19 protein-coding genes are annotated in these 24768 nt (G+C 57.9%); 3 read left to right on the forward strand and 16 right to left on the reverse strand.

Annotation, left to right across the window (positions count from 1 at the left end; translation table 11 throughout):
• Positions 1-108: 108 nt before the first annotated feature.
• Positions 109-558 carry a hypothetical protein gene (locus CKA38_RS02835; RefSeq protein ID WP_108824143.1) on the reverse strand — a complete coding sequence of 150 codons (450 nt, stop codon included), beginning with the start codon at positions 556-558 and terminating at the stop codon, positions 109-111.
• Between the two features lie 96 nt (positions 559-654).
• On the opposite strand from CKA38_RS02835, the gene CKA38_RS02840 reads away from it, so the two are divergent.
• On the forward strand, positions 655-1215 hold the full coding sequence (locus CKA38_RS02840; protein ID WP_108824144.1) for an NUDIX hydrolase: 561 nt from the start codon (positions 655-657) through the stop codon (positions 1213-1215).
• A gap of 18 nt (positions 1216-1233) precedes the next feature.
• On the opposite strand, the gene CKA38_RS02845 is transcribed toward CKA38_RS02840, so the two are convergent.
• The 4 genes from CKA38_RS02845 to zwf all read right to left on the reverse strand — a co-directional run bounded on the left by CKA38_RS02845 (position 1234) and on the right by zwf (position 7444).
• The gene (locus CKA38_RS02845; RefSeq protein WP_161554692.1) at positions 1234-2790 is read right to left on the reverse strand and encodes an RCC1 domain-containing protein; all 1557 of its coding nucleotides are present in this window, start codon (positions 2788-2790) and stop codon (positions 1234-1236) included.
• A 60-nt stretch (positions 2791-2850) separates the two neighbouring features.
• Positions 2851-4566: an RCC1 domain-containing protein gene (locus tag CKA38_RS02850; protein WP_108824146.1), complete on the reverse strand. Its 1716-nt coding sequence runs from the start codon at positions 4564-4566 to the stop codon at positions 2851-2853.
• A gap of 222 nt (positions 4567-4788) precedes the next feature.
• Positions 4789-5778 carry a glucose-6-phosphate dehydrogenase assembly protein OpcA gene (locus CKA38_RS02860; protein ID WP_108824148.1) on the reverse strand — a complete coding sequence of 330 codons (990 nt, stop codon included), beginning with the start codon at positions 5776-5778 and terminating at the stop codon, positions 4789-4791.
• Between the two features lie 124 nt (positions 5779-5902).
• On the reverse strand, positions 5903-7444 hold the full coding sequence (gene zwf / locus CKA38_RS02865) for a glucose-6-phosphate dehydrogenase (RefSeq protein ID WP_108824149.1): 1542 nt from the start codon (positions 7442-7444) through the stop codon (positions 5903-5905).
• Between the two features lie 185 nt (positions 7445-7629).
• Here zwf and CKA38_RS02870 point away from each other — a divergent pair, with 185 nt between their 5' ends.
• Together CKA38_RS02870 and CKA38_RS02875 are read left to right on the forward strand one after the other, a co-directional pair.
• Positions 7630-8409, forward strand: a complete 780-nt coding sequence (locus CKA38_RS02870; protein ID WP_161554693.1) for a tyrosine-protein phosphatase — start codon at positions 7630-7632, stop codon at positions 8407-8409.
• A gap of 27 nt (positions 8410-8436) precedes the next feature.
• Positions 8437-9711: a lipopolysaccharide biosynthesis protein gene (locus CKA38_RS02875; RefSeq protein WP_108824151.1), complete on the forward strand. Its 1275-nt coding sequence runs from the start codon at positions 8437-8439 to the stop codon at positions 9709-9711.
• Between the two features lie 16 nt (positions 9712-9727).
• Here CKA38_RS02875 and aroB read toward each other — a convergent pair whose 3' ends face one another.
• The 11 genes from aroB to CKA38_RS02930 form a co-directional block, all read right to left on the reverse strand.
• On the reverse strand, positions 9728-10822 hold the full coding sequence (gene aroB / locus CKA38_RS02880; RefSeq protein ID WP_108824152.1) for a 3-dehydroquinate synthase: 1095 nt from the start codon (positions 10820-10822) through the stop codon (positions 9728-9730).
• A 192-nt stretch (positions 10823-11014) separates the two neighbouring features.
• The gene (locus tag CKA38_RS02885; RefSeq protein WP_161554694.1) at positions 11015-12151 is read right to left on the reverse strand and encodes a sialidase family protein; all 1137 of its coding nucleotides are present in this window, start codon (positions 12149-12151) and stop codon (positions 11015-11017) included.
• A 47-nt stretch (positions 12152-12198) separates the two neighbouring features.
• Positions 12199-13890, reverse strand: coding sequence for a hypothetical protein (locus CKA38_RS02890; protein ID WP_108824154.1), 1692 nt, complete (start codon positions 13888-13890; stop codon positions 12199-12201).
• Positions 13891-13910: 20 nt separating this feature from the next.
• Positions 13911-14969: a sugar-binding domain-containing protein gene (locus CKA38_RS02895; RefSeq protein WP_108824155.1), complete on the reverse strand. Its 1059-nt coding sequence runs from the start codon at positions 14967-14969 to the stop codon at positions 13911-13913.
• A gap of 118 nt (positions 14970-15087) precedes the next feature.
• The gene (locus CKA38_RS02900; RefSeq protein WP_161554695.1) at positions 15088-16308 is read right to left on the reverse strand and encodes a sialidase family protein; all 1221 of its coding nucleotides are present in this window, start codon (positions 16306-16308) and stop codon (positions 15088-15090) included.
• 42 nt (positions 16309-16350) lie between these two features.
• On the reverse strand, positions 16351-17280 hold the full coding sequence (locus tag CKA38_RS02905) for a dihydrodipicolinate synthase family protein (protein ID WP_108824157.1): 930 nt from the start codon (positions 17278-17280) through the stop codon (positions 16351-16353).
• Between the two features lie 36 nt (positions 17281-17316).
• Positions 17317-18246, reverse strand: coding sequence for a dihydrodipicolinate synthase family protein (locus CKA38_RS02910; RefSeq protein ID WP_108824158.1), 930 nt, complete (start codon positions 18244-18246; stop codon positions 17317-17319).
• A 14-nt stretch (positions 18247-18260) separates the two neighbouring features.
• Positions 18261-19226 carry a D-2-hydroxyacid dehydrogenase gene (locus tag CKA38_RS02915; protein ID WP_108824159.1) on the reverse strand — a complete coding sequence of 322 codons (966 nt, stop codon included), beginning with the start codon at positions 19224-19226 and terminating at the stop codon, positions 18261-18263.
• Between the two features lie 5 nt (positions 19227-19231).
• Complete coding sequence (locus CKA38_RS02920; RefSeq protein ID WP_108824160.1) at positions 19232-20422, reverse strand: mandelate racemase/muconate lactonizing enzyme family protein; 1191 nt, start codon at positions 20420-20422, stop codon at positions 19232-19234.
• A 19-nt stretch (positions 20423-20441) separates the two neighbouring features.
• Positions 20442-23021 (reverse strand): sodium:solute symporter family protein, encoded by a 2580-nt coding sequence (locus CKA38_RS02925; RefSeq protein ID WP_108824161.1) that lies wholly within the window; start codon positions 23019-23021, stop codon positions 20442-20444.
• A 283-nt stretch (positions 23022-23304) separates the two neighbouring features.
• A complete protein-coding gene (locus CKA38_RS02930; protein ID WP_108824162.1) occupies positions 23305-24768 on the reverse strand; it encodes a sulfatase in 1464 nt (487 codons plus the stop codon).

Raw genomic sequence — 24768 nt, forward strand, 5'->3', positions numbered from 1 at the left:
CTGAGCAGCCTCAGAAACGCGCGGCATTGAAACCCAAGATTGCTGTGGCGAAGCCAAAGCCATTTCAGGCCATGTTGCGGCGCACCTTTGGCGCCTCCACGCCTCCGCTCAATCCGGCTGCTTGAGTTCGCGCGGGATTTCGTTGTTGGTGCGGAGCATGAGCACGGGCACCTTGGTCTTCACCCAAAGCTCGGCCTCCTTGAAGATTTTTGCGGGCACCTGCTCGATCGCCTCGCCGACGGTTTTCACCGGATACTGCCGGCCCTTGCGCGTGTCGTTGTAATCGTAGGCACCGCGAAAGATGCGCTCCTCAACCGTCGCCACGCTTTCGGTCTCGGGAAGCTGAAGCACCCAGCCGGCAAGCTCCTCCTTGGGCAGCACGCCGTTGGGATCGGAAACCAGGATTGCGAATTGTTTTTTCACAGGGGGAAGTTTTTCGCCGTCTTCCTCGGCCTGTGTGATGGCGTTCATCTCCTCGACAATTTGACGGAGGAGTTTCGGGTCCAATTGGTTTTTTTTGAGGATTTCGGCGACTTTGTTGATATCGATTTTGGCCATGATGCGAAATTGGTAAGTGATGCTCGGGTGCGGTTGGATTTGAAAAATTCTGTTTCCACAAGAGCACACACTTCGCCAAGGTGCGACAAGCCAGATATGCAAAAACAAAACACTCCCTCCCCCGGCGCCCCGGCGCAACGCGACGACGAGATTTTCGACGTGGTAAACGAGCACGACGAGGTCGTGGGCCGCGCCATGCGCCGCGAGGTTCACGCGCGAGGCCTCATGCATCGCGCCACGCACGTGATCATCGGCGACGCGCAAGGGCGTGTGTTTTTGCAAAAACGCTCGATGGCAAAGGACATCGCGCCCGGCCGCTGGGATTCCGCCTGCTCCGGCCACGTCGATTCCGGCGAGACCTACGAGGCCGCCGCCGTGCGCGAACTCCGCGAGGAAACCGGGATGGACGCGTTCGCGCTTGGCGGGGCGAATCCGTTCGAAACGCTTTTCACCCTCGACCCCTGCGAGGCGAACGGCTGGGAATTCCTGCGCGTGTTCCGCCTGCGCTCGCACGGGCCGTTCGACTTCAAGCTCAACCCCGCCGAAATCGAGCGCGGCGAATGGTGGACAAAATCCGACCTGTCGCGCGCGCTCGCCGAACACCCGAAAGATTTCACATACGCCCTGCGGATGCTGTGGGAAAAACTAAACGCGTAGAGACGTTCCACGCACCCCCTACGGCCTCGCCATCCGTCGCCGCAGCAACATCACACCAACCGCGCCGAGCCAAAGCAGGCTTGGCGCGCCGCCGCCACCTCCGCCGGAGCTTTCATCGTTGTTGTCATCATTTACGTTTCCGTCGTTATTATTCCCATTACCAGCGCTACTGCCAGCGGTGACGGTAAGCATGGCGGGATAGCTGGTGACTGAACCGTAAACATTGCTCACGATAACCGTGTGACTTCCCGCGTGTGTTTGTTGCACATTTGAGACCGTGTGAGTGGCACCCGAGGCACCGGAAATATCAGCGCCGTTTTTTCGCCATTGATAGGTTAGGTTTGATCCGGTGGCCACAACCCCGAATGTCACAAGGCCTCCGGCGGAGACATTCTGGCTAACGGGTTGCGTGGTGATTGCGGGCGCACCGGTGGGCAGGCTGTCGCCGGCAATATGCACGGACGTGCTTCGGTCCGTATCAGTTCCGTCGCCCAACTGGCTGAATCCGTTCCATCCCGTGCCCCAAAGCGTGCCGTCATTTTTCACAATTAAGCTGTGGGCGGATCCCTCGCCAGCGGACGCGGCAAGGACGCCGGTGGCGACTTGCACGGGCGTGCGTTGATCCGTGGTTGAGCCATTACCCAACTGGCCGCGATAGTTTGCCCCCATGGCCCAAAGCGATCCGTCGCTCTTCACAAACAAACTATGCGTATTCCCAGCGGCCACAGACACAACGCCGGCAGCCACTTGCATGGGGATGTTCCTATATTCAGCAGGAGTTCCATCACCCAACTCACCGTTTAAGTTCGTCCCCATGGTCCAAAGCGTGCCGTCACTCTTAACAAAGAGACTATGCGCATTTCCGGCAGCCACGGCAATGACATCGGCGGCCACTTGCACCGGTGTGCGTCGATAATAGGCGGCAGAGCCATCACCCAACTGGCCAAAATCGTTATTTCCCATGGCCCAAAGTGTGCCGTCGTTTTTTATAAACAGGCTGTGATAACTTCCCGCGGACGCGGCGACAACGCCAGTGGTTATTTTCACGGGAGGGCTTCGGCTTGTGTCTGTGCCGTCACCCAATTGGCCGTGTTTGTTAAATCCCATGGCCCAAAGCGAACCGTCGCTTTTTATAAACAGGCTGTGTCGATCTCCGGCAGTCACGGCTATGACGCCGGTGGCTATTTGCACGGGAATGCTTCGACTTACAATCGTGCCATCGCCCAACTGGCCGGCATAGTTCCCTCCCATGGCCCAAAGCGTGCCGTCATTCTTTATGAAAAAACTATGGCGATTTCCGGCGGCCACGGCACGAACGTCATTGGTTATTTGCGCGGGTGTGCGATGATACATGTCACTGCCGGGATTGCCATCGCCCAACTGGCCATTGTCATTCCACCCCATGACCCAAAGCGCGCCGTCATCAGTCAAATAAAGGCTATGGTATCCGCCTGCGGCGGCTGTGGTAACGCTGGCGGCATCCGCTTGTGGCGCGAGGCCAGTCGCTGACAAAAGACAGAGGATAAACACCGTGTTGCACAGGAGGAAGGAAGCGGTCGGGATGTTGGCGGGCATTGGAGATTTCATATGCGTGCAAGGAATGAGTAGATCGCTTCCGGCTCCCGGCATGTCTTGTTATTTTGTCATTTGTGATTTGCGCATCCTGCGCAACAAAAGCATCGAACCAACGACACCGAGCCAAAGGAGGCTTGGCGCGCCGCCGCCAGCGGCGGAACCGCCGACCATGACAACGCCGCCATCGTCGCCAATACCATCGCTGGTTTTGACGACAAGCGCGGCAGCATGGCTGATGGTGGAGCCGACGGTGTTGCTCACGGTGACGCGATAACTGCCCGCGTGGGATTGCTGCGCATTTGTTATTGTGTAACTGGCGCTCGTGGCCCCGGGGATATCCGTGTCATCCTTATGCCACTGGTAGGTCAGGTTTGAGCCGGTGGCGACGACTCCGAAAGTCACCAGGTCCCCGACATAAAGGGTTTGGCTGGCGGGTTGCGTGGTGATTGCGGGCGCGCCAGTCGGCGAGTTGCCGCCGGCAATATACACGGGGAGGTAGCGATCCGCAGTCGCGCCGTCACCCAACTGGCCGTATCTATTGCGACCCATGGCCCAGAGCGAGCCGTCGGTTTTTATAAACAGACTGTGATCTTCTCCTGCAGCCATGGCAACGACGCCGGAAGTTATTTGAGCGGGAGTCATTCGATAATAAGTGCCGGTGTCATCACCCAACTGGCCGCGGTAATTTAGTCCCGTGCCCCAAAGCGAGCCGTCGCTTTTAATAAGCAGGCTGTGTGATTTTCCGGCAGTTACAGCAATAACGTCGACAGCCATTTGAGCGGGTATTCTTTGATTCATGATAGTGCCACCGTCCCAATAGTAGCCCAACTGACCCCAGTCATTGAAACCCATAGCCCAAAGCGAGCCATCGTTTTTCACAAACAGGCTGTGGTTTCTTCCTGCGGCCACAGCATCAACACCAGTGCCCACCTGCATGGGAAAAACTCGGTTCGCGGCAGAGCCATCTCCCAACTGACCATAGCCGTTCCATCCCATAACCCAAAGTGTGCCGTCGCTTTTTACAAACAAACTATGACTACCACCAGCGGCTATGGTATCAACGTCAGTGGCTATTTGCATGGGTATTCTTCGATTTGCAATGTCGGGATAATCCTCGCTGCCAGATGCGCCATCACCCAATTGGCCGTATCTATTGTTGCCCATGGTCCAAAGCGAACCATCGGTTTTCAAAAACAGGCTGTGCGAATATCCGGCGGCCACAGCGATGACGCCTGTGGCCACTTGCACAGGAACACGGCGATTCGTGGTAGTGCCATCACCCAATTGGCCAAAGTGGTTCGCCCCCACGGCCCAAAGCGAACCATCGCTTTTTATAAACAGGCTGTGCGAAACTCCGGCAGCCATGGCGGTGACGTCGGTGGCCACTCGCGCAGGTGTGATATGATATGTTTGATACCCGGTGCCGGTATAGCCACGCGCATCACCCAACTGGCCATACCAGCTGTGCCCCATACCCCAGAGCGTGCCATCATCGGTCAAAAACAAGCTGTGCTCGCCACCAGCGGCCACTTTGATGACACTGGCCGCGTATGTCCGCGAAGAGATTGCTGCCGCCAACAAAAGGCAGATGATAAATGTTAGAGGATAGCGGAGAGCCGAGAGAAAAAGACGGGAGGCGGAGAACCTGAGCGTCTTGGTTGATACCGGGTGTTTTGTGTGTTTGTGACGCATGGCAGTTGATGTTGGTTGCTGCGCCAGACGGCGAATTGCCTCAAAAGATTCGCGAAAGGTGTGTTTTATGATCAGGAAAAACACCGGCGTTTTAAAATCAAAATGCGGATGAGTGTTTTTCGTCCAATCACGCTTTCACGATGAATCCTAATCTTTCGCGTGTTTAAAAAAACAAAGTATTGAATCGATTTGTAGATGATCCGTCCACGAACCGTTATTTGCGGCCATGCAATGGCGCCTTGAAAAACACCTTCGAATTCGCCGCTTTGTGCGGGCGCCACACGCGCAGTCAGGCGCGCAGATTGACTAGAAAAACATCGCCTCGCCGAGGGCGGCTTCGGGAGTGAGGAGCGAGACGGGGACGCTCACTTGCATGGGACCGTGGCACAGCATGGAGTCAATGCCCGACGTGCCGGCATGCGGATCGCCGCGCCAGCGAAAATGACGCGAGGGTGTTTTGTATTCAAAATTCAATGACAACGGCGGCTCGCCATCGGCGGAGGATGTCAGCTCGGCGGGAGTGTTCTTGTCCATGCCGCAGGCGATGAGGCGGTCGCGCGCCCACTTGAGGAGCGCGGCGGCCTCGGCGGCGTATTGCGGGGCGCGCGCGATGCGGATGGCCGAGATGCCGTCAACCAGCCCGGCGGGCGGGCACGCGCTGAGGAATTGCCCAATGCTTTGGCGGATGGGCAGCGTGCGCGCGTGGGCGAGGTCTCGCACCGCCTCGGGTCGAGGCCAGGCGTAGTCGCCAAATCCCTCCGGCATGACCGCGCTGTCGAGAATGACGCGCTCGGACTTGACGAGGAGGTATTGATAATCGTTGAGGCGGCGCGACGAGGCGAAGCGGTGCACCCAATAATAAAGCGGCAGGTCGGTGGAGAGGCAGATCGAGACCTGGCTTTCCAGGTAGCGTCGCGCGCTCATGGGATACGCGAGCATGACAAACTCGCAGCAGCGCGTGTCGCCCTTGGTTTTGCCGAGGTGGCATTCGCCGTAAATCTTGGCGCGGATTCGGTTGGTCGAGTTGTCGTCGAGCGAATACGGGCAGAGCACAACGACGCGGCAGGGATAGCGGCGCGAAAAATTGATCGTGGTCTGAAACTGCGCAACCGCGTCGTCATGCGTGGTGCCGAAGCCGAGGTGCAGGACGAGGTTGATTTGCGTGGCCTTCGCGTCGTCGCCGGTTGGTGAGGGACGTCCGTCCGCCGCCGCGCTGGTCCACATGTCGGCGAAACTTTTGTTGATGGCATCGGCCGGCACTTCGAGCCCGGGCAGGGAGGAGAATACGGTGGACATGGTGTGAAAGGGTGAAGAGTGAATGGTGAAGAGTGAAAAACGAACCCCGGCGGGGAACGGTGGATTGGTGGTTTGAGTGGTTTGGTTTTCACTCTTCACCATTCACCTTTCACTCTTCTTTAGCTCATGGTTTTCTCCAGGCGTCGCGGGTTTGGGCGATGAGGGCTTCGGCGGATTTCGGCCCCCAGGTGCCGGCGTCGTAGGTGTCGAGTCCTTCGTGTCCGGCCTCGGCCCAGTTTTCGAGGACGGGTGTGTAAAGTTTCCACGACGCCTCGGCCTCGTCGCCGCGGATGAAGAGCGTGCCGTCGCCAACCATGGCGTCGAGCACGAGGCGCTCGTAGGCCTCGGGTGTGTTGGAACCGAACGTCGTGGAATAACGGAAGTTCATTTTCACCGGCTGCGTGCGGGTTTCGAGTCCGGGAACCTTGCCGTTGAGAATGAGGCCGAGCCCCTCGTCGGGTTGGATTTGAAACGCGAGGGTGTTGGGCGCGATGTTGTAGAGCGCGCTGTCGGAGAAGAGCGTGCCGGGAGGGCGTTTAAATTGTATCGCAATTTCGGATACACGATGCGGCATGCGCTTGCCGGAGCGCAGGTAAAAGGGCACGCCCTGCCAGCGCCAGTTGTTGATGGAGAGGCGGATGGCGGCGTGGGTTTCTGTTGATGAGTTTTTATCGATGCCCGGTTCGTCGAGGTAGCCGGGCACTTGTTTGCCGCCGATCATGCCGGAAGTGTATTGCGCGCGGGCGGTGTCGCCCCCGGGACCGAGGCGGAGCGGCTGGATCGCCTTGAGGACTTTCACTTTTTCGTCGCGGACATCCTCGGCGGAAAGCGACACGGGCGGCTCCATCGCGGTGAGCGCGACGAGCTGCATGGTGTGATTCTGGATCATGTCGCGGAGCGCGCCGCTGGTTTCGTAATAACCGCCGCGCGTGCCGACGCCGACCTCCTCGGCGACGGTGATCTGCACATGGTCGATGAAGTTGCGATTCCAAAGCGGCTCGAAAATGGCGTTGCCGAAACGCTGCACGAGCAGGTCCTGCACCGTTTCTTTTCCGAGGTAGTGGTCGATGCGATAAACTTGGTGCTCCTCGAAAACCGAGCGGATGGTGGCGTTGAGTTCGAGCGCGGAGGCGAGGTCGCGTCCAAAGGGTTTTTCGATGACAACCTTGGCGTGATGCGGCTTGCCGAGGTATTTCGACGCGAGCCCCGAGGCGCCAAGATTTTTGAGGATGGGCGCAAACACGGTCGGCGGCGTGGAGATGTAGAACAGCGACTGCATCTCGCGTGAGATTTTTTTCTCGATGCCGGATATGTGCCCTGCGAGGCGGCGAAACGCCTCCGGCTCGTCATAGTCCCCGGCGACGTAGGACACGTTTTGCCTGATGCTCTGCCAGACCGCGGGATCGAACTCGCGCCGGGAAAACTCGCGTATTGCCTTTGCGGCAATGTCGCGAAATTCCTCGTCGGGGATCGCCTTGCGCCCGTAGCCGACGAGATAAAAATCGGCGGGCAGGAGGCTGTCGCAAGCGAGATTGTAAACCGCGGGGATGAGTTTGCGCGCGGTGAGATCGCCCGAGGCCCCGAAGATGACGACCACCGTGGGCGGCGCGCCGCGATGCTTGCTAAGACCCTCGAGAAACGGATGGCGTGCGGTGTCGGCGTTCATGGTTTTGGTGTAACAATGCAACATGTGCGCCGAGGTTGCAAGCGGGCGCGCGCATTTAAACCGGCCGCATTTTCGCGGGTTTATTTTTGCACACCACGAATTTTAAAACACGCCCGGCGCCCAAAACGCGCTTATCTTTTCGTTCGCCCATGCCGGATTTTCCTCTTTGTCTTCCGGTTTTTCACATGACGAGCCACGTTTCATCGAACCCTGACGGGATTCCCATGTTGCGCCACATTCCATTGGAAGGTGCTTATAATTTCCGCGACATCGGCGGGTATGAAACAGCGGACGGGCGCCGCGTGCGCTGGCACCGCATTTACCGCGCGGGGCAAATCGACAAACTCACCGACGCCGACGTGGAGACACTCGCCAGGCGCCGGATTTTGACCGTCGTCGATTTGCGCGAAAAAGTGGAATACGATCACGCACCCGACCGCCTGCCGGCGGGCGCGACGATTGTGAGATGCTCCGGAGGCAAAACCGACCCGATGGAAAACTGGACGCACATGCTGGCCGGCGCCACATCGGGCGTGCCGTTCATGAAGGCGTTTTATTCCGACATCCAGGGGCTGGCCGCGCGCTTCAAGCCGTTTTTTCAAACGCTGCTCGACCTGCCCGACGACCACGCGCTGCTGCTGCATTGCATGGCGGGCAAGGATCGCACGGGCATCGGCATCGCGCTTCTAATGATCGCGCTCGGGGTGCGGCGCGAGACCATCGTCGAGGACTACCTGCTGACCAATCAATACGGCCTGAGGTCGCTCAACGAGGACGTGCGCATGAAACCGCTGGGATTGTCCGAGCCGGTCATGCGCGACTTGCTCGCGGCCAAGGAAGAGTATCTGCAGGCGTTTTTTTCCACACTGGAGGAACACCACGGATCGGACATGCAATTCCTCGCGCAAGCCATCGGACTTTCCCCTGAAAAAATCAGCCGCCTGCGCGAAAAGTTCACCGAATAGGAAACGCGCGCGAGCGAATTAATACGAATGGCGGACAACGACAAACGGATCGAAAACGCCGGGGGCGTCAAACGCCTGCTGCCCATCATGCTCACGCAGGCGGTGGGGCTTGTGTGCGGGGTGGCGGGTATCACGATCACGTCGAGGCTAGTCGCGCCCGAGGCGTATGGCGCCTACGGCATTTTCCTCACGCTCACGCCGTTGGGCATTGCCGTCATTCACGCGGGGCTGGTCAAATTTGTCGCCCGGCACTGGGCGGAGTCGAACAACCGCGCCGCGTTGTTGCGCGAAGTCACCCGGGCCGCCGCGCGCAAACTGCCCTGGCTCGCGGCGGCGACCCTGGCCGCCGTGTGGCTCGTTCCCGGATTACGCGCGAACGGCGCGCCTTGGTGGGGCACCTGGCTGTTGTTGTTTGCGGGCGCGTCGTTGATGACGGCGGCGTGGCTCAGGCAGACGGCGTTGCAGGCCGGGCGCGAGCACTGGCGTGATTGCGGCGTGTCGGCGGCGGGCTCGGTGACGCGGTCGTTCGTGCCACCGCTGTTGTATGCCGCCGCGGGCGGAACGCTGCTGGCGTTGCAAGCCGGCTTTGTCATCCACGCGCTCGTGCTCGCAACCGCCGCGATTCTCGCCGTGCGCAAAAACAGTGCCGCGCAAAATGAATCGCAACCGCCCCCGAAACAACTGAGCGCGATCTACGACGGCCCGCTGTTCGTCGTGCTTGCCGTGGCGGCGTGGATGCTGACCGCGGTCAACCGCTGGGTCGTCGCCGGATTTTTCGGAACCGAAACCGCGGGGTATTTCACACTCGCGGGAAACGTGGCCGTGATCGTGACGAGCATGCTGGCCGTGATGTTCACGCAATACTGGCAGCCGGTGGTTTTTGCGATGCCCTCGCGCACCGCGGAGGAACGGCGCGCGCTCGCCAATTCCGTCGACATCGTGTCGCTCACGTATGCGCTGTGCGGGCTCGCGGGCATCGGTTTTTTGCACGCCTTCGCACCATTTCTCATCGGCTCCGTGATCGACGCGAAATACACGGGCGCGCTCGGCATGATCGCGCCCGTGGGTTGCTTCGGCGTGGCCGTGGCGACGGGACAGTTTTCCCACATGCTCCTGCTCGCCGGCCACAAGGAAAGCGCGTGCGCCCGCGTGGATTTGAGCGGAGCCGCGGTGCTTGTCGCCGGAAGCGTGATCGCCGCGGCCGCCGGAGGCGAAACCTGGTTCTGGCGTTGGCTGCTCGTCTCGCCAATCGTGCCCTGGCTTTTGCAACGCACCCTGGCGCGGCGCGTGTTGCTGGGGTAACGCAAATGCACGCGGCTCACACCGCGCCGACTTCGCGCCATGTTTCCTCGACCAGCGCGCCCGGCACATCGGAGCGCGTGGCCGAGTCGCCAATCGAGTTGAGCACGACAAAACGCAGCGTGCCGGAGCGCACTTTTTTGTCGCGAGCCATCGCGGTCATGAGCGCGTCCAGCGGAAGCGATTCGCGAAGGCGAACCGGCAGCGCGTGCGCCGCGACAACACGCTCCACGCGCGCCGTGTCACCGCCGGAAATATTTCCGAGTTTTTCCGAAAGGCGCGCGGCGGCGGCCAGGCCAATCGCGACCGCCTCGCCGTGCAAATACGCGCCGTAACCCGTGACTTGCTCAATGGCGTGCCCGAAAGTGTGCCCGAGATTGAGAAGCGCGCGGCCGCCCTCGCGGGCGAGCTCGCGTTCATCCGCCTCGACAATCCGCGCCTTGATTTCGCAGCACCGGCGAATCACCGATGCCAGCGGCGGGCTGGAGGCGGTGAGCGGACTGCTTTCGAGCTGGGCAAAAAGTGAGGCGTCGGCGAGCATCCCGTATTTGATGACCTCGGCCATGCCCGCGGCGAATTCGCGCGGCGGCAAAGTCGCCAGCATGTCGGTGGCGATATAAACCGCGCGAGGCTGGTGAAACGCGCCGACGAGGTTTTTACCCGCCTTGAGATTGAGGCCCGTCTTGCCGCCCACGGAGCTGTCCACCATCGCGAGCAGCGTCGTCGGCACCTGCACAAAATCGATGCCGCGTTGATAAGCCGCCGCGGCGAATCCGGCCAGATCGCCAATGACACCGCCGCCGGCGGCAACAAGCACGCTGGTGCGGTCAAGCCGCTGCGCCGCCATGAAATCGAGCACGCGGCCAAACTCGCCGAGCGATTTGGTCTCCTCGCCCGGCGCGAGTTCAAACATGGGAGTGTCGCCAAAAAGAACCTTGAGCACGGGAGCCTGTGCGCGGGCGAGATTGCCATCCGTGATCACGGCCATGGAGCGACCGGCGCGGGCAAACGCCTCGACATCGGCGCGCGCGATCCCGGCGAGATCACCGCCGAAGTGAATTGGATAACTGCGTTCGCCGAGACGGACGGTCAATGAGTCAGTGGTGTCGCTCATGTTGTGTGTTCAAAAGAGTGCGTTGTTGAAAAATCGCCCAAAGTGCAACCCTCCCGCCGCCACAGCGCAACAGTTTTGAAAAATGGAAAAGCACCCACCGCGCCCTCCCGTGCAATGTCGTCACCATCAAGTGCGCCGCGCTTGGCCGCAGAGGTGATTTTTATCCGGCAGGCCCAATCAGGAGCCGCCGGTTTATTTTTTCACAGAGCGCAACAAATCCTTGCGTTTGGTGAGCCATTCCAAATTGAAACGAGCAATCGAGATATAACTGTTGTCGTGCTCGAACAGGCAAAGGATTGTTCCGTCGCCCAGCAGTGTAAGGTCAGAATACGAGCCGCGCAACGGCTCAAGCACGCGCACCACCGGCCAGGTTTTACCCTCGTCGTAACTCATGCGGAGAGTCAGGTTTTCACGGGCACGCCATGGGTTTCCCTTGTTTCTTCTCGGATTTTTGCGGCTGTCGGGATTGCAAAAAAGGATTCGGCTTTTATCCGGCGCACCGGAAAGCCTGAGCACGCTTGAAAAACAAATCGGCTGATAAAGATCATCATGCAGTTCCGCCTTCGTCCAGTTGGTGGCGCCGTCCTTGCTGTAAGCAACGCCGATTTTGAACGCGGGGATTTCCTCGTTGCGAATATACAGCCACACACCGCCATCCTCCGCGGGCACGGCAACGGTTTCGTTCATATTTTTCAGCACATCCGGCAATATGTCACCGCATTGCCAGGTCTTGCCGTGATCGTCGCTATACATGACGGTTGTCACCGAGGGGCGGTGCACGATGCCTTTGCCAGAGGGTTCAGGCGCGCCATTCGCCAGCCAAACGGGAACGATAAGACGCCCGTTCTTCAACTGAATGCCGTGCCCCGGTCCGGGCGCGATGACATTCCACTTGTAGAGCTCCTGAAAACGGGCCAGCTGGGGCGTAATATCAACCGGCTTGGTCCAAGTCTTCCCGCTGTCAGTGCTCGCCATGTGATAGATGCGCTCATAATTAACCTGGTGCAGGAAGTGCACCGTTTTTGCCGGCTCGTCCCAGATCAGCACGGGATTGTCGGCAACATTCTGGCCCCGGTCTATAAGGATGGTGAGCGGCTCCCATGTTTTTCCGCCATCGGTGCTGCGGCGCATTATCATGCGAATATCCGCCCAATCCGAAACACGGCTGCGCCCAGCGGCCACGGCCAGCACGGTGTTGTCTGGCAACGCGAGAACACAGGGAATGCGTATCGACCTGTATTCACAATCCGGCCCGGCCTCAAAGAGAATCTGGCGCTCAAACACCGCCATGCCGTCGCCCGTGCCAGCACGCGCAAATCCGGCGGACATAACAAATGCAACGACAGCCAATAATGCATATATCGGTTTCATATTTTTTATTTTGATGATTTTATTAATAGTTTCTCCAAGTCGCCAGCCTTCAGCTCAAGCTCCGGATTAAATGACTCACCTCCCGCGTATTGCAGCAAACTGTTGCGAAGCTGGCGCGCCACGGGACGCTTCGCCAGGTCCGTTGTTATATCAATGGATACAAACAGAAGGCTTCCGCGCCCCACTTTTGCCTCGAAAATATTCGCGAGCGAATGATTGCGCGCAAAATTGTCGATCACCCGGACAATCGGCGTCACGGGCAGGTTATCAATAATCACGCTCTTTGAACGCAGCGCCGGATCCCACCACTGCCAATCCGAATGCGCGGATGTCGGAAACCGTGCGAGCGCCGGATGCGCCGGATCGCACAAAATACCCATTGTGCCGGGCTGTTTCGGAAAATGAACCGGACTCCAAAAGACCGGCACAAATTTCCCGTCAATGCCGCTCAGTTGTTTTATTGGAGGATTGAACAACACTCGTTTTCCCTCCGCCAGGGCGGGCAGCGCCTCCTCCAATGTTGTTGCAAAAACCACATTATCCGGGATCCGCGCCAGGGGCTTCGGGTAGACCCAAATGTTCCAGTGGTTCTTGTAATCAGTGCCCGCAAAGCCAATCGCCAAACGCCAGCAAGCCGCTTGCCTGGACGCACTCACAGGCACTTCAATCGCACCGCAGGCAATCAGTCGCCCGGAAGGAATATTGCGCGGCCCAAACTGTCCCGAGCCAACCTCGCGGCCATTATTATCCAGCATTCGCCATTCGACGATCGCGGAGGACAAATCCCCGCCGAAATTGGACACCTCGACCTGGGCACGGATTACTTCGCCATGTTCATAAACAACCTTTGGCAGGCGAACCAGGGGCACAGTGGCATTGCAAAACTCGCGCCACTCCTTTGCCTGCATAAAGCCCTTTTCCTCCCAGAACACGTTGAGCATGCCCACAAGCGCGGTGCCCTGGCCTGGAAAATCCTGAAGCTGCAACAACTGGAACCCATCAAGCGAGGGCGTGCGCAACGAGCGTTCGATTTCCTCTTTATAAAGCAACGCCGCGAAACGCCCTGTCGCGGCCGTAAAATCAGGGGCCAGTTGCAACATGCCTTTTCTTTTCAAATCATCACGAATGGCGATGAAATTGAGCGGCGTGAGATTGCCCTTGTATTTGCCTATTTCACTCAAGTCAGGATACACCGCGTATTGTCCGACCTCGTGCGTCACCAGCGGAATATCTATATAGGAACTGACCGCGGTGTAATCTATATCAAACGCGGGAGGCACCTCGTTGAAAATCCCCTGCCCCCTCACCCAGCCGGCTTGTGTGTATTGTGTGATAAAATACTCGTCCGCCGGCTCCGGTTTTCGACCGTGCCCCTTCGCAAAAGTAAAAGTTGTCGTCGTATAAAGATGCCTCGGATCTTTTTCACGCAAACGGGAAACCAATGCGTTGTGCCGCTCAAAATCCCCGCGCAATTCGTTGCCAAGAGAAAGGAGCATAAATGACGGATGGTTGCCGTATTCCTCAACAATGCGATCCGCCTCGGCTTCCAAGTAAGCCCAACTCGCGGCATCGTGGCCCTCGCCCTTTCTAGTTTCCCACCAATGCGGCAGCTCAACCTGATAATAAAAACCCAGCTCGTCCGCCGCCTCAAATGCCGCCTTTGGCGGGCACCATGAGTGAAACCTGAAATGATTCATTCCCCACGCTTTCGCGATTCTTATAATTCTCCGCCAAGCGTTCGTGTCCGCGGGGGATATCCCGTCAGTGGAAACTCGGCGCAGTTAAGTGTTCCTCGCAAAAAAATCCGCCGCCCGTTCAACCAAAACGCTCCATCCTGAGCCGTCAGTTCCCTGAATCCAAAGGTTACCCGCACCGGATCCGCCTTTGAATTCTCCACACCCAGCTCGATTTCATATAGCGCTGGCGAAAATTCATCCCACCGTTCGATCTTCACATGCCCGGGCACTGACCATGAAATACTCTCGTTGCCACTCCCCGGCTTTATATCAATTGGGTGCGAATACCGGGCAATAATCCCGGAATCATTGCGGCGGCGCAACACGGCTTTAATATTTTGTCTTCCCGAAAAATTGTCCGAAAACAATTTTATGCTCACGTTTAATGCCCCGCCCTTTGTCGCAACTGAAACACCGTCTATGCGAACGGCATCCGTCGCATACAGGCGCAGCCCGCCCAAAACGCCATTCCACATGATTTGCGTATGATTCGTGTAGGCATGCCCCACATTCATGTTTTCCGGAAACTGGTAACGCGGAATCTTGTGACTCACATTGCTGTAGATTTCACGATTATCGATTTTCAGCGTCACCGTATGCTTGCCAGGAGTTAGAACTTTGCCCAAGTCGAAGCGATGCGGCGTGGCCAAGCTCTCTTGAGAGCCGCACTCACGACCATCAACAAACACTGTCGATTTCCACAAAACACGTTCCAACTCGAGAATGATCGAACGCCCCGCCCACTCATCCGGAATTACAACCTCCCGGCTATACCACGCCGGACCAACATAATTAACCTTGCGCTGCAAACGCGTGAGCACCCGGAAATTCAGTTCTGGCGTCAGCCCCAACGGCTCGCCAATACTGGCGTCATCAAGCGTTCCTGGCAGCCGAACATCCCGCCACTTGCAGCCGACGGTGTCGGCATAAGGATCATCCAAGCTTACCCGCCAGTCTCCCGCCAGCGAAAGACCGGCGCCGTGAACCCAAGGCTGAAGGATGAAAAACAATAAACAGAGGAAGCAGGTTTTATTGATCATGATTAAGCTGTTTTAAGAGTCTCATTTTAAGCCATCAGGGTGAAGTGACTTTGCATGGATTTTTGCGCATACCAATGCGATGTCCCGTTCCGCATTGGCCCCAGAAAAAAGAATTGCTTCACGGATCCCATGTCGTGTGCGGCGGGGCGAAAAGCCACTCCAGGTTGAAGCGGACAAAGTGTAGCGAATCCCAATATTTGACCGAGCCTTTTTCGCCGCGCTCGTAGATCATCCCGATGCTGCCGTCGGCAAGCACAGTGAGGTCGGTGTAGGAACCGGTGTGGGGATATATCGGACGCCCCGCGCTCCACGTCGCGCCGTTGTCTCGGCTCCAGCGCACCGTGATATTGTAGCGGCCGTAGGGGTGTTTCTCCTGACGAAAGGGCGACGCGGGATTTGCAAACAAAACAAGCCCGTTGTTCGCGGAGTTTTCATGGCGATATGTCAATATGGACGCCTCGCAGGGCAGGCTCACCAAACCCTCGTCCTTATACACAACCGGCCATGTGTTTCCGCCATCACGGCTGATCGCAACAAGCCGCCGATGATTGTCCGGTCCGGAGGCCGCGTGCCCGCTGCGCGCATTTATCATGAGGTCGCCGTTTGCCAATTCAACCAGCCTGCTCTCATTGCCATATTTGATGATATTGGACGCGCCCAACCGCCACGTTTTTCCATGGTCATCCGAATGGAACACATGCGTGAACCCGACAAGCGATTTGCCGACTTGCTCGTTGTGGCGGGCGGGAACAATCAGCCGGCCCTTTAGCGGGCCGGTTCGCAATTGTGTCGCCGCGCTTCCGGGACCGATGCCGTAGCGCTGCATCCAATTGCGCTTCCATTCGGCGGCCTTGGACGTTTTTCCGGTTTTGCGATCCACACTGGAATCGCGCGCCCGGCCGGGTTTTAATCCCACGGTTTCCCATTCCGGTTTGGTCACGGAAGCGTGTATGTCAACCATGCCGGACCACGTTTTTCCGGAATCTTCCGAATATATATAACAAAACCGTTTCTTGTCCCTCAGGAAAAATACATACAAGCGCTTTGTGTCCCAATCCACGCACGGTGTAATGTCGCCGCAGGTGTTCGGACCGTCGTCGAGAATGACTCGAATTCCGGACCATGTTTTCCCCAAGTCGGAACTGGAGCGCATGACAATATCCGTGTTGCCCACGTCGCCGATGCCGTGATTGCGTTTTTCCACAATGGCAAGCGTGTCACCATTCGGCGCGCGGATGATGGATGGAATCCGGTAATTCGGCTTGTTGTCAGGCGCGCTCGGGAAAATCTCCCGCGTCTCAAAACCCGGCGCGGCGACCATACCGTGGATCAGAATCATCCACGATATGAATATGAGCGCTCTGCGTAATCCCGGCATGGTTTATGGACGAACGGAGTCGAAGAATCCGATTTTTTCCAAGTCCGCCTTCATCGCCGCAATCTTGTCTTTCGTTATGGGCGTCATCGGCGGGCGAACGGGGCCGCAATCCATGCCAAGCAGTCCAAGGATGGCTTTGTTTGCGTTCATTCCGCCGTGCTTGCAGAAGGCCTGGATGAATTTCATGGACTCGAGCTGCCATGCCGCCGCGGCCTTCATATCACCCGCATTGTAGGCGGCGATCACGCGATTATATAATGCGGAGGCATAATTATAAGTGCTGCCGACCGCGCCCTTCGCGCCCATTACAAGCGCGGAAAGCAGGATTTCATCGCGGCCAAAAAGAATGTCATACTTGTCCCCGGCGGCGGCCAGCGTGAGCCCGTAGTCCATTATGTTTTCGTGCGTAAACTTGATGCCACCGAATGTCCGGATGTTTTTTGCGGCAAGCGGAAGGAAGTCCGCCGTGGCAACATTCACGCCGGACATCGATGGCATGTGATAATAATAAAATGGCGTCTTGGGCGCGGCAGTCGCGACTTTCTTGCACCACTCTACAAGCCCGTCCACACCCTCGGGGCGGAAAAAAGACGGGGCGATTGTGGCGATGGCGTCCGCGCCGATTTTCTCGGCATGCGCGGCGAGCGCGCAACTTTCCGGCAGGCTGTTGTGCCCCACGTGGACGATCAGCTTGAGCCCCGAGCCCTTCATGGCCGCGCCCCACGCCTCCGCCACCGCGAAGCGCTCCTCGTTGGACATGGAGGCGCCCTCCCCTGTCGTGCCGCAAACAAACGCGCCGCTCACGCCGGTCGCCTTGTAATATTTTACCAGCTTGGGAATGACGCCCAGTTTCAGCCGTCCCTTGGCGTCAAAAGGCGTGAAGGGCGCGGCAATTAATCCGGTTATATGAAATGAGGGATTGTTGTTACTCATGGTTGGAAATTTATATAATGATATTAAGTAATTTTATTAAAACGCCTCTGGAAGCACGGATCGCGCGACCTTGCCGATTTCCCAGGCCATGTCATCCGGCATGCTCTTGTAGGGCCAGCGCAACCGGGTGGTCATCGTGGGGAGCCAGTTGCCTGCGACCGCTGCGGTCTTGTCCGCGGCCATGTTGCTGCGCCCGTATTTCGTGATGACGGGCGCGATGTTTTCCTCCCAGAATTTCATGACACGCGCGCCTAGCGCACTCCCGGCCATGGGGTCCGACACACAAAGTTCATACCAAGACTGCGCGAACTTCGGGCTGAGGCAGGCCACGTTGGAATACGCGCCGTGCGCTCCGCGCGCCAGCCCCATGTGCAAATGATGCCCCGGTATGAATATGGAAAAACGCTCCATGAGCGGCTTCATTTCCGCATACCACGCCTCATCGCCCCCGGGCACCTTCATGCCCGCCACTCCCGGCACTTGCTCCGCGATAATCGCCCACTCGGCGGGCGAGAGTTTTCGTTTTGCGTGCGGCGGATTATAAACAATCAGCGGAATGGGCGCGGCTTCCGCGGCCATCACTTGGATAAAATCTATTACCTCCTCGATTGTAGGCGGAAACCAGTCGGGGAGCGTCACCTGATATGCGGACGGGGCGAGCGATTTCGCGCGGCGGATGCGCTCCCTCGCGATCTGCGCGCATGGATGCGCCGCGCCAATTTGGAAAGGCATCCCGGCGGCATTGCATTTTTCGGCAAGCAGCGCGTTTATCCGATCAAATTCATCCTCCGTTTGTGTATAAAACTCCCCCGCGCTTCCGTTGGAATACACGCCGCTCACCCGCGCGTTTATAAAATAGTCCAGTTCGGCGCCGAGCAAATCATAGTCGATGGAGTCATCAGGCAATATCGGCAGCAACAGCGTCGCCCAGTTGCCTCGAATTTCTTTTGCTGAAAGGGGTTTCATAAGTCGGTTTCGGGTCAGTTGTTTTTCATAACCGTGTTAAGCAACGGCTGCCCCGCCTTGAAGCGTTTGATGTTCTCAATGACAAGGTCCGCCAGTCGCTCGTGCTCCCTCACGGAACGTCCGCTGCAATGCGGCGTGATCAGGCAGTTCGGCGCAGTCCATAGCGGACTGCCTGGATTCAAAGGCTCCTCGGTAAACACATCCAATCCGGCAAAACCGAGCCGGCCGTTTTTCAGCGCCCCGACAACATCATCCACCACGTAATGCGCGCCGCGTGCGAGCGCGTAGAGGCAGGTGCCGGGACGCATCGCGTCGAATATTCTTTTATTAAAACATCCCGTGGTTTGTTCGGTAAGCGGAAGTGTAATAAAAACATGATCGGCCTTTGCGACGGCACGGTCGAGTTGCTCGAGGGGAAAAATCTCCTTTGCAATCGGATGCTCCTTGAGGACATCAACGCCGATTACCCTCATGCCAAGTCCGTTGCAAAGGCGCGCAACCTCGGAGCCGATGCGCCCGAGTCCGCAAACGCAGGCGGTGGCCTCAAAAACCTCCCTGTATGGCGGCTGGCGCTCGAAACGCTTTTGAACAGTGTCAACCGCATGGCGGTGCAGATTGCGCGTGCCCGCGAGCATCATCGCAATGCCGTGCTCGGCGACGGGCACCGACATCGTGCCGGCGGAATTGCACATCACAAAACGCGCCTTCGTCTCAAGTCCCCTGCCCGTATATTTTTCGTAGCCCGTGCTGCCGCATTGAAAATACGCGAGATTGCTTTCCAAAACCCATTCAGGGGCGGGCCAGCCAATGGCAATGGTGCTTTGGTTGAGAACCGCACGGGCCTCACGCTCTGGCGTGTTTTGCGGAAGCCATGTCAACTCGGCGTCAAGCCCGGCGCACACCTTTTCAAAACGCGCGCGCGGAACCGCGTCGTCAAAAAACGCATCGTGGCTGCAGTATATTTTCAGTTTCGAGGACATGTTGCTTATTTATTAAAAGCCCCAAGGTTTTTCTTCGGATAACCAACCGTGCTATAAAATGATCCCGGGCGATACGGATAGCGCTTTTCCACATCCTCGGGCAGCCTCACGCCAAGGCCGGGCTCGGTCGGCGCGCTTATGCGACCATCAACGAGCGTGAGCGGCTTTATTAAAAACTCCTCGCGAAGCGGATACGGATTGTTTGGCAGTTCGAGCAGGGTGCAGTTTGGCGTCGCAAAAGCCGCGTGATAGTTCCCCATGATGCCGACGCCGCCCGCCCATGTGTGCACGGCGATTTTTATAAACTTGCGCTCGCACATTTGGGCCACGCGCCGGAAAGCGCCTAAGCCGCCGATAAGCGCGGCGTCGGGCTGGAACAAGTCGAGCGCGCCGGCCTCAAGATAATTTTCCGCCTCCACCAAACTGGAAACCGTTTCGCCGCCGGCAATGACGCACTCGGTTTCCGCGCGGATTTTGGCGAACCCCTTGTAGTCAGTGACCTCGCAGGGCTCCTCCACAAAGAGAAGATCATAAGGCTCCAGCGAACGCACGATGCCAATGGCCTCCTTATAATTCCAAGCCTTCGGATTAACACCCTGGCATGCGTCAACACCAAGGCCGGTGTCCCTGCCCAGCACCTCGCGGCAGAAGGCGACCTTCTCAACGATCTCATGCGGCTGGAGATAGTTGATGCGGATCTTCACCGCGCCAAAACCGAGCTTTTGATACTCCAGCATCTCGGCCTTCAGCTCGGGAAACGGCTTGTTGTTTCCGCCGCTCGCGTAGGCGGGAATATGATCATGCACCTTGCCGCCAAGCAATTGATGCACGGGAACGCCAAGCGCCTTGCCCTTTATATCCCACAGAGCCATTTCGATTCCGCCCGCAATGCTCGCGGACATGCCAAAACGCCCCCAGTAATAGGTTGCGAGTTTTAATATATTCGCAATGCCGGCGATATTCATCGGATCACGGCCGATAAGATCAACCTCAAGCTGCTGAACAACGGCCCTGGTCGCCTCGGGCGCAAAAACGCCGATATACGTTTCGCCAAGTCCGTAAATGCCCTCGTCCGTTTCAATCTTTATGACCGAAATTGTGCGATACCCGTCGGCAAAGCAAAACTCACGCTCCAAATCGCCCGGAATCGCATACGGCGCGGAAAGCAGCAGGCATTTGACGGACGTGATTTTCATAATGATATAAAATATATTATTATTTCTTCAGCGTCTTAAACGTCAGTCCGTCAATGGGCTTGTTGGAGGGGAATATCAAACTCGCCAGATATCCGACGATGACACAGGTCAGGATACCCGTCGCCGCATAAAGGAAGAAGTGCAGGTTAGTGAGCCGTTGCACGAGGAACAGGACGAGCGCACTGCACACGACCCCGATCGCCGCGCCGGTTCCGCTTGCGCGTTTCGAGAAAATACCCAGCGCGAACAAACCCGCCAGCCCGCTCGCAGTAAGTCCCAGTATGCTGTTATACGCATCCCAGAGCGATGTCAGGTTCAGCTCCGCCAGCACCAGCGCCGTCACGGTGGCAAACACGCCGACAATGGCGGTCAGAACACGCGCAAGACGCAACCCCGCCGCGCCGGTCGCCTTGCCTCCAAGGCGCGTATAAAAATCCGTCATGCCCGCCGTGACGACACTGTTCAGACTGCCGGAAACCGTGGACTGCGCCGCGGCGAAGACGCCGGCGATCACAAGGCCCGCAATCCCAACCGGCAAACTCTGCACAATATACACGGGGAATATGGAGTCCGTGGCCTGCGTGGGATCAAGCTGCGCGGGATTGTTTTTATAATATACAAAGAGCGCCGTGCCGATTGCAAAAAACAGAATGCTCGAGGGCAGCGCGAGGATTGCGTTGAACCAGATGGAACGCGCGGCCTTCTTCTCGCTCTGTGTCGTCATGTAGCGCTGCACGACGGCCTGGTCGCTGGTGTAGGGCACGAGGTTGGCAAAAATATTGCCTATAAAAATAACCCAAAACGCGTTCGCCGTGACCGACGGGCTGAGCGTCCAGTTGAACATGTGGAATTTATTGTTATCAGCCGCCGTCTTGAAGAATCCGGCGACACCGCCATCCGTGCCGCCGATGATCAGCACCAGCGTTATCAATGCCGCGCCGAGGAGAACGACCGTCTGCACGACATCAGTCCAGATGACAGCCTCCATGCCGCCCATCACCGTGTAGACGACGCACAGCACACCCATCAAAATAATACAAGTGGAGACGTTGAGATCGCACACCGCGGAAAGTGCCAGAGCCGGCAGCAGCAAAACCACCGCCTGCCTGCCGAGCTGGAATAATATAAACGCAGCGCTTCCATAAAGACGGACGGGAAGGTTGAAGCGTTTTTCCAAATATTCATAGGCCGACGTCACATTCAAACGCCGGTAGAAAGGCAAATATACTCCGATAAGAATCGGGGCGATTAGCAGAATAGAAACGTTCGCCCACAAAAACGTCCAGTCGGTCGCATAGGACTTCGCGGGAATCGCCATGAATGTCATCGAGCTGAGCATTGTGGCGTATATGGCCATGCCCGCCGCCCACCACGGGATGCGCCCGCCCGCGCGAAAATAATCATCGGTGCTTTTGTTGCGACGCGAGCACCACCACCCGATCAGCACCATGCCGGCCAAGTAGGCAATGACGGTCGCGTAGTTTATCCAGCCGAAAGTCGCCTTTCGCCCGGCGATGGTCGCCTTCCAAACGGCGGGCGAGCGAATACCGGGTTCGCGCTCGCCGCTCGTTATGACAAAACCGCCTTCCCACGGCGTCATGCTCGTCGTCACCAGCGAGAACGGAACCTCCCCCATCGCGACCCAAGTGTCCGTGATTGTGTGATAGGCGAGGATCGTGCGCGGAAAGCCCTTGTGATTTGGCGCGGTGACGCCCCACTGGGAACCGTCGTCGCCGCCCACAAGCAGCAAGTGCGTCTGCCCCACCGGAATCGCCTGCGGCGGCGCGGCCGCGACCGAATGCGGCAAATCGGCGAGCTGTTTCCAGCCGTGATCGTGATGATAAGACCACGCATCGGTCAGCCACACGCGCTTGGCCTGCGTGCCATCGGGACGAACCCCGCCAAACAAATAGAACGTGTCTCCAACCGCCCCGGCCTGCGCAAGAAAACGCCCGCCGCCCGGACAGGGCGCGAGCGTCTCCCAACCGGTGCCGGTGTTGTTCATGTTAAGGCGATACAACACATTCGCAGCCTCGTTGCTTGCTGGCGTTTCGAGACCGCCCGCGACATAAATATAATTTTTCACCACCGCCCCAGCGGGCATGGCCAGCGACTTCGGCAGATCCGGAAGCGGCGCAAATTTCACGGGACCGCCGGCAGGGCGAGTGACGTGCAAAACAGTCTTGAAATTCTGCCGCGCATCACCGCCGCCGATCATGACAAAACCGTCCCTCCACGGCAGCGACAACCCGTAGCCGTTTGCCCGCGGCAAGCGCCCCTCCTCACGCCACTCCGCCGCGCCGGGCTCGAGCACGAAGACCTTGTCATACCACGTTTTGGTGCCGCCCTCCCAAGGACGTTTGTCGGGGAAATTGGCGCCCCCCGCGGCAACGAGCGCCCGGCCTGCCACGCCCGAAAAGCCGCCCGCGAAACCTTCCTTGTCGGGAAGCGCCGGAAGCTGTTCCCAGTCCAGCACGGTGTGCGTCACGGCCCGGCCGTCCGCTGCGCCATCCCCCGCCGCCTGTCCTCTCATCGTCGCGGCAAAAAGGAATGCCAGCAGTCCGGCAAAAAGTGCAAAATGTTTTTTATGAAGGGTCATGTTAAAGAGTATTGATCGCGTGGATGTATGCTTATGGGGCTGCGGGTATTTGGGATGCTGGGCCGCCGACAAGGCCCAGCCAAAATTCGAACGCCCGAAATCACAAGAACAGTGCCATGGTTCGTTTCGTATACCATTTTCGTCGGGTGGTATCCGGCGCAATTGGAGTGCTGAACGTCATATCATTTCATTTGCAAGCCGCGTGAGGGTAAGTGTGCCTCCGTGGAAACAGAAAAAATTGACAAACTTCATGATAGATAAGCCGAGGCGGACACAATGCGCGTCATGGCACTTTTTTTGTAATCATGGCGGCATGACTGCGGACGAGGTCGGCATTACCGGGATGAGCGACAATATTTTCAGTTTCGAAAAGTTGGTCGCCTTTGTATGCGTAAAGCTCGCGCTCCACGACCTCGAGAGTGCCGAATTTTCTCCATTCGACATAGCGATGTGTCGCGGAGCGAACAGCGTAACCCATGACGGACGGAACGCCGTCCTTCCTATATTGCCACGGACGAGGAAACTGGCTGCATGCTCCGTCAAGCCCTTTGGCATTCGGATTGCCGAGATTGGACACAAGGCTGCGCCCTTCAAGTTTATCCCGGGAGGGAAGGTTGCAGAGTTCAATAAGCGTTGGATAAATGTCCAGAAGCTCGACAAGCGCGTCCGTGCGCACACCGCGCGGGCGACCATCCGGCGTGGCAATAATAAAGGGCACGCGGGTGTCGGCTTCGTAGCAGGTGGTCTTGCACCACAAACCATGCTCGCCAAGATGATATCCGTGGTCGCTCCAGAGAACTATGATTGTGTTTTTATCGAGTCCCGTTTGCTTGAGCGCATCCAGCACACGCCCGATTTGCGCATCGGTAAAGCTGGTTGCCGCATAATAACCATGGCGCAAGCGGGCGATTTGTTCCGGAGTGAAGGCATCGACCTTGGGCATGTCGGAATAACCGCGAAGCTCCACGGAATTATGCAAGGCGAGCGTGGGCGCCCCCATGGGCGGGGCCGCCTGTTCCAATGGTGGAATTTTTTTCGGATCGTAGAGATCCCAATAGCGTTTTGGCGCGGTAAAGGGCGCATGGGGCTTGCGGAATCCCACGGCGAGAAAAAACGGAAGCGCGCCCGGCTCGCGCCCGGCCAGTTGTTTCAATGAAGCGACGGCATCCCGCGCCGTCTTGCCATCCGCATATTCTTCATCGGGTGCGTCCACAAACTCCGTGGCGGCCGCCTTCCCTCCCTTGTGTGGTTTGCGATTCTCCTCCAGATGATAGTCGTCGCGCTTTGGCGCGCGCAACTGTTGCTCGACATCGCTCCAAGACTGGGGGTCGCGTTTGCCGTCGTGGTATATTTTTCCAATGCTATGCGTGTAATACCCATTGAGTTTAAAATGCTCCGGCATCGGCACGGCATCGGGCGTGGTTTTGCGGAAATCGGCGCGCAAATCCCACACCCGTAGGGAGTCGGGACGGCGACCCGTGAGCACCGACTGGCGCGAAGGATTGCAAACCGCCTGCTGGGTGTAGGCCCGCGCAAACAGGGTGCCTTGCGTGGCAAGGCGATCTATATTCGGCGTGATGGCCGAGGAATCGCCATAACAACCGAGGTTCAGACGCAGATCGTCGCAAACAATAAAAAGAACATTCGGGCGCGCCACAGGCTGCCTGGTCGCGGGAGAGGAAGGGGCTGCAGCAAAACCCGCGGTGACAGTCAGTGCCGCGAGGGAAGTGAGCGTTTTAGTTTTCAT

It is taken from the genome of Ereboglobus luteus (assembly GCF_003096195.1).
GTDB lineage: Bacteria > Verrucomicrobiota > Verrucomicrobiia > Opitutales > Opitutaceae > Ereboglobus > Ereboglobus luteus.